The organism is uncultured Aquimonas sp., from assembly GCF_937888285.1.
Taxonomy (GTDB): Bacteria; Pseudomonadota; Gammaproteobacteria; order Xanthomonadales; family Xanthomonadaceae; genus Aquimonas.
In genome coordinates this window covers 1-5,965 of record NZ_CALART010000073.1, presented here as the reverse complement: position 1 = coordinate 5,965, position 5,965 = coordinate 1, and the positions used below count along the sequence as shown (strand labels likewise).

Sequence of the window (5,965 nt, the reverse complement as noted above, 5' to 3'; positions counted from 1 at the left end):
AGTGCTAGCTTTGCGTACCGTCACTTATTGCACTGAAAACGAGGAGACCCCTCCTCGGGCGCTTCATTCCGTCGGTCAAGGAACTGGCGCCGGTGGTGGCCGGCATGGTGGGCATGCGCCAGCGCACGTTTGTGTTCTGGAATGTGCTGGGCGCGGTGGGCTGGGGGCTGCAGTGGGTGGGCGGCGGCTATCTGTTCGGGCATTCGATCCGGCTGGCGCAGGCCTGGATGTCGCGCGCCGCCCTGGCCTTGGCGCTGCTGCTGGTCTTCGGGGTGCTGCTGTGGTGGCTGCAGCGGCTTGTGCTGCGCCAGGGCATGAAGCTGTGGCGGGTGCTGGTGTCGCTGGGCCGTTCGCTGCGGCGCGCGCTGGCGGCCAACCCGTGGGTGCGGCGCTGGCAGCATCGGCACCCGGCCACGGCACGTTTTCTGGCGCTGCGCGTGGACCGCACGCATGCCCAGGGCCTGCCCCTGACCCTGGCGGCGTTGAGCCTGGTGTACGTGCTGGCGCTGTTTGTCGGCCTCGTCGAAGATGTCGTCACCTCCGATGCGGTCATCTCGACCGACCATGCCGCAGCGCAACTGGTGGCCGCGCTGCGCCCGCACAGCTGGGTGGCACCGGTGGCCGCCTTCACCCACCTGGGAGCACCTTCGGTGATCGCGGCCCTGCTGGCCTTGACCGCGCTGCTGCTGTGGCGGTCGGGCCTGGGCTATGCGATCACGGGGCTGTTGGTGTCGGTGCTGGGTGCGTCGCTGTTCGGGCATCTGGCCAAACTGACCTTCCAGCGACCCCGGCCCCTGGAGGCGGTGCTGACTGAAACCTCTTACGCCTTCCCCAGCGGCCACGCCACGGTGGCGGTGGCGTTCTACGCGTTTGTGGGCTATGTGCTGGTGCGCCTGAGCCGCACCTGGACCGCGCGGGTGCGGCTGTTCTTTGCGACCGCGCTGCTGGTGCTGCTGATCGGGCTCAGCCGCATCCTGCTGGGTGTGCACTACCTCAGCGATGTGTGGGCCGGGTTCCTGGTGGGCACGATGTGGCTGATCGTGGGGGTGAGCGTCAATGAGTGGCTCAGTGCCCGCGGTCTGTTGACCTGGCAGGCGCCTCTGTCGGTCGGGCGCCGCTGGGCCACCGGGGGCCTGGCGCTGCTGGCGGGCGCTGGCATTCTGGTTTTGCTGCCGGTCCACAGCCCGCCGCGTCGAGCGCCCGAACCCATGACGCCCACCGCCATCCACCAACCTTTGGCGCAGGCGCTGCAGGCCGCCCCGGCGCGCTGGACCACCACGGCCCTGGGGGCGCCAGAGCAGCCGCTGGGTCTGGCGCTGGTGGCGGCGGATGCTGCGGCGCTGCGCGCGCGCCTGCAGCAGGCGGGCTGGCAGGCGGCAGACCCACCCACGCTGCCCAAGCTCTTGCGGCTGCTGCGCGAAGGTGCCCACTACGTTGATGCCCCGCTGGGGCCGGTGTTCTGGGACCGGCAGATGAACGAACTGGCCTTTATGCGCCAACGCTCTGCCACACCGGGGCAGCCGACGCAGACCCTGCGGCTGTGGGAAACCCCCTGGCGCCTGGGATCGGCGTCGGTTTTTGTTGGGGTGGCGCGCGATCAGACCGCTACCCGGTGGCGCCTGTTGCACCACTCACCGCCCGATGTGGACGCCGCCACCGATCGCGTCGTTGCAACCCTCCAGGCCAGCGCCGGGGCGGTGACGGTCTGCCGCATCGCCTGGGTTGCTCCCGGCACTGGGCGCTATCTGATGGGCCAGCCATTCTTCACGCGCGGAGAGCTTCAAGTGGTCAACGTGGGCACGCCGGCCACCGCCGAGCGGCTTTGCAGCCATACAAAAGAGGCGCCATGAAGCAGCAACTGTTTGCAAATACCGCGCGCCCTGCCTGGGCGGGTATTCGCCATGTCTGGCGCATAGAACGCAACTTTCGAGCCTGGGAAGTGCGACACACGGACCCACACAGTGGCGGGTTGAGGTGCCTCAGGCGCGCTTCAGGTCTGTAGCGGCACGTTTTCGGTCCTGAAATGTTGTGGGTGGGTGTTTCGACTCCCTATTCGTCCGTCTCGGAACACATTGGCCGAAGCTGCCCTAACTTACATCGTCGTAACAAGAGACCAGCGCCGCTCGCGCTCTGACGGACTCGCGGTTCAGGGCCAGAAAACGGTCACCCACACCACGGTTGCCAAACTTAGGCTAATCGCAACCGCAGCGCTTCCGATGTCCTTTGCGCGGCCGAGTAGGGGATGGATTTCTCCGGACACGGCGTCGGCCAATGCTTCGATGGCGGAGTTGATGAGTTCGATCAGCCAAACTTGAAGCACACTGGCGATGAGCAACAGACCCTGCCAACGGTCCGGTGCCCACGCAAGCGCAATCAGGATCAGCGGAATCCCGAGCACGACCTCCTGCCGAAAAGCAGCTTCGACCCGCCAAGCTGCCGCGAAGCCTCGCGCGGAGTAGCCGAAGGCACGCCAGAGGCGGCCCAGGCCACCTGAGCTCTTCAACTTCGCAGCCGGTGTTGCCAGTATGTTGTCCGCTCGGTGGTCAATCGAGTTCATCGTTCGCTTTCCTGAAGTCAAGATATGAGGGACTTGCTGCAGTGCGCCACAAGCGGGTGAGGTGAAACGACAGCACCGCGACGGTCCAGCAAACCCAAGCGGTCCAAAGCGAGTGACTGAGATAGTGCGCACCGCGCATCATCTGTACCCAGCCGAGCCCCAGCCCCACGGTCACGGTGACGATCAACCACCGTTTGGCGGCCACGGGTGAGCGGTCGCGCAACGCGAACCATCCCGGGAGGAACGCGAATGCCGAGGAAGCATGGCCTGATGGGAAGCATCCGCCCGGACCACCGTCTCGGACACCCAGCACCCAATGCGGAACGTACTGAGCGAGCCCGGTGCCGAACTCGGCCAGCGACCACGGGCAACTTGTCGCACTCGTTCGCTTGAGCAGCGGAATCAAGGACACGCACAACAGCGTCGTTGCCAACCACCACACCCGCTCGCGGCGCGACAGACCGCGCACAAACGCCAATGGCCACCACAGGCCTATCACTAGTACTCCGAACCAGGCCCAAGCCAACGCACGCGCACCGCTGTGAAGGACACCACCTGTCAACCAATGGTCACGCCAAACGAAGCCCTGCGCGCTGCCGTACAGCCGAGCAAGGGGTAGGTCGAGTCCGCCGATCTCCCAAGCCACCAACAATACGAGGCCGGCGCAGATCGTCGCCGCATTGCGCAGTGCCGAGCCCTGCGCCTGGTGCGAGACTGCCGGCAGTGACACGGGCGCCACCATCAGCGTCGACACACGGCGGAGATGTCGAGCTCGCGCTCATAGACGCTGGTGTCCACCTGCAGCAGCCCAAGAACAGAATGGAACAACTGGTCATGTCCCCATGGTTTGGCAGTCTGTGCTGCCAGGCAATCAACGTCGAGGCCGAAGCTGCGCATGAAGCCCGGAGACAGCCACCACACCATCGGAACCTGAGTCTGCTCCTTGGGCGCTATCGAATACGGCATCCCGTGCAGGTAAAGGCCGTTTTCTCCCAGTGACTCGCCGTGGTCCGACACGTACAGCATCGCGGTATCGAAGCTCGCCTCGCGGTCCTTCAGAAAGGCGATGGTGCGAGCCAGGATATGGTCGGTGTAAAGCAAGGCGTTGTCGTAGGCATTGACGATCTCCTCGCGGCTGCACTTTCGCAACTCTCCAGTGTCGCAGGTGGGTGCGAATCGACGAAATGCATCGGGGTAGCGCTTGAAGTACGTCGGCCCATGGTTGCCCAGCATGTGCAGCACAATCACCAGATTGCCCTGTGCATCGCGCGCCACGGTGTCCAGGCCGCGCAGCAAGGCCTCATCCATGCAGCGCCCGTCAGCGCACAGCTCGGGTAGTTGGCTCGCATCGATCTGCTGCAGCGGCAGGCCGTCGCAGGTGCCTTTGCAGCCCGACTGGTTATCTCGCCAAAGCACGCCGAAGCCCGCGCGCTTGAGCACGTGCAGGAGCGACTCGCTGCCACGGATGCGGTCTTCGTCGTAGTCGCGGCGGCCAATGGCCGAGAACATGCACGGTAGCGACGTTTCGGTATCGGTGCCGCAGGCGGTCACGTCGCGAAAGTTCAGCACACCGAGTTGGGCCAACTCCGGCGTCGTCTGGCGCGAGTAGCCACTGAGGCCCCAGTTCGCTGCGCGCGCCGTTTCGCCCACTGCAATCACGACCAACGCCGGCCGGGTGCGCGCAGCCCATGAGGATCCGAGTCGCGCATCGGTACCGACCATCGCCCGCGGCTTGCTGGCCTGGTGCGTGTCGGAGGCCAGAACGCGTCCACTCGAATACAGAACGTTCGCCGGCGTGATCAGGTAGCGCAGGTCTTTCTGATTGCGCATCAACGCCGAGAAATCTTGAAACACCAGCAGCACCGAACCGATCAGCAAGACAAACGCGCCGACGATTGTTGCAGCACGCACAACGACCGCACGCGCCAGGGTGCGTTGTGTGATCTGCACCCGCCAGAGCAATGCCAGCGGTACCAGAGCATACAGCAGCAGGTGCGGAACCATACCCCAACTGAACAGCTCACCCGCCTCCGCCACATCGGTGCGGAACACGGCACGCAGGATGCTCGGGTTCAGAAAGACGCCGAAGCGCTGCATGTAGTAGGTGGCGAACGCGGTCGCGACAATCAGCACCGCCAGCAACGGCCGGGCGAAGCGTTGGTGCAACACCAGTAACAGCAGGAAGAGATGCAAGGCGGTCAGCAACAACAGCATCGCACCGCCGAACAGCCAGGTTCCGGTGTCCAACCACGAACGGTCGGCCATTGCCGTGCGGATGAATGCGGTGTTGCAAGCGAAGGCGAAAAACAGACTGGCCGCCAGCGCGAGCACTTCGGTCGTGACTTTGGGGCGAACTCGCAACCATGCCGAGTCGATGCCATTTGATTCGAGCGCCAACTTCATATGGCGCAAACACCAGACACGCCAAACCGTCGCAAAAAGCTATCTGAGAACTGCATGCGACCGTATGGTCACGATGGCAGCTTAACCGTGACTTAACAACCTCCCATGAGCACTGTCAGTGCTGTGCCTCGGCACAGGTTGGCTCAATGCGAGCTTCAAAATTGGCACAAGGGCAAGTTCAGTTTCTCCGCCAGCGAGATGAAGGCCTGAACTCAACCTACATGGTCAAGTCATTGCCAGCGCGACGTTTGCACTGATAACAACCGTCGAGGTCAGATCACGTCGCGATGGACGGCGTCGTTGCGATTCGATGCCCGACCAGAACAGGCGGGTCTGGCTGCCGCGTGCCTTCAGAAAAGCGCACAACCACCATCAGACCTTTGCCACCGTCGGGCGTCTGCAGACTGACGTGCGCGTTGTGGCGTTCGGCAATCGCCCTTACGATGGCCAGTCCGAGGCCACTGCCACCGCCGTCGTGCGCCAGCGCAGTGGCATCCGCACCTCGATAGAAGCGGTCGAACACGCGGGCCTGCTCGCCCTCCGAAATGCCGAGACCGTTGTCGACCACACGCAGCTCAGGCGAGCCGTTGCAGCAGCTCGCCTCAACATCCACAACGCCACCCGCCGGCGTGTACCGCAGAGCGTTCTCCACCAGATTGTTCAGTAGCACGGTCATCTGCTCGGGATCGGCGGCCACCACGATGCTCGTTGCAACGTTGCCTGGCGTGGTCGCACCGAGGTCTATACCTCTGTGCAAGGCCTTGTTGCTGAAGTTGTCCACAACACTGCGGACGAGTTCAGCAAGATCGACCGGCTCGACGCGTGAGGTCTCGCCGTCCGGCTCTGTACGAGCAACATGCAGCAACTGCTCTACTAGTCGCTGTGATCTGGTTACGCCAGCCTCGAGATCTTGCAGAGCCCGTGCCCGGTCAATCTCGTTCTTTGATCTTTGAAGGGGTCTCCTCGTTTTCAGTGCAATAAGTGACGGTACGCAAAGCTAGCACT

At 63.9% G+C, this 5,965-nt stretch carries 5 protein-coding genes; 1 reads left to right on the top strand and 4 read right to left on the bottom strand.

The features are described 5' to 3' along the window. Window positions 1-92: 92 nt before the first annotated feature. A complete protein-coding gene (locus tag Q0654_RS14345; RefSeq protein ID WP_298854956.1) occupies window positions 93-1,850 on the top strand; it encodes an LssY C-terminal domain-containing protein in 1,758 nt (585 codons plus the stop codon). A 296-nt stretch (window positions 1,851-2,146) separates the two neighbouring features. Here the strand turns inward: Q0654_RS14345 and Q0654_RS14340 are convergent, their stop codons facing one another. The 4 genes from Q0654_RS14340 to Q0654_RS14325 all read right to left on the bottom strand — a co-directional run bounded on the left by Q0654_RS14340 (window position 2,147) and on the right by Q0654_RS14325 (window position 5,825). Further along, window positions 2,147-2,557, bottom strand: coding sequence for a diacylglycerol kinase (locus tag Q0654_RS14340; protein WP_079367239.1), 411 nt, complete (start codon window positions 2,555-2,557; stop codon window positions 2,147-2,149). Further along, window positions 2,544-3,287: a phosphatase PAP2 family protein gene (locus Q0654_RS14335; protein ID WP_243721734.1), complete on the bottom strand. Its 744-nt coding sequence runs from the start codon at window positions 3,285-3,287 to the stop codon at window positions 2,544-2,546. Before Q0654_RS14335 ends, Q0654_RS14340 begins: the two co-directional genes overlap by 14 nt. Window positions 3,288-3,298: 11 nt before the next feature. Next, on the bottom strand, window positions 3,299-4,960 hold the full coding sequence (locus Q0654_RS14330) for a phosphoethanolamine--lipid A transferase (protein ID WP_298854953.1): 1,662 nt from the start codon (window positions 4,958-4,960) through the stop codon (window positions 3,299-3,301). 277 nt (window positions 4,961-5,237) lie between these two features. Next, entirely contained in the window at window positions 5,238-5,825 is a 588-nt protein-coding gene (locus Q0654_RS14325; RefSeq protein ID WP_298854951.1) for a HAMP domain-containing sensor histidine kinase, read from the bottom strand. Between the last annotated feature and the right edge of the window lie 140 nt (window positions 5,826-5,965).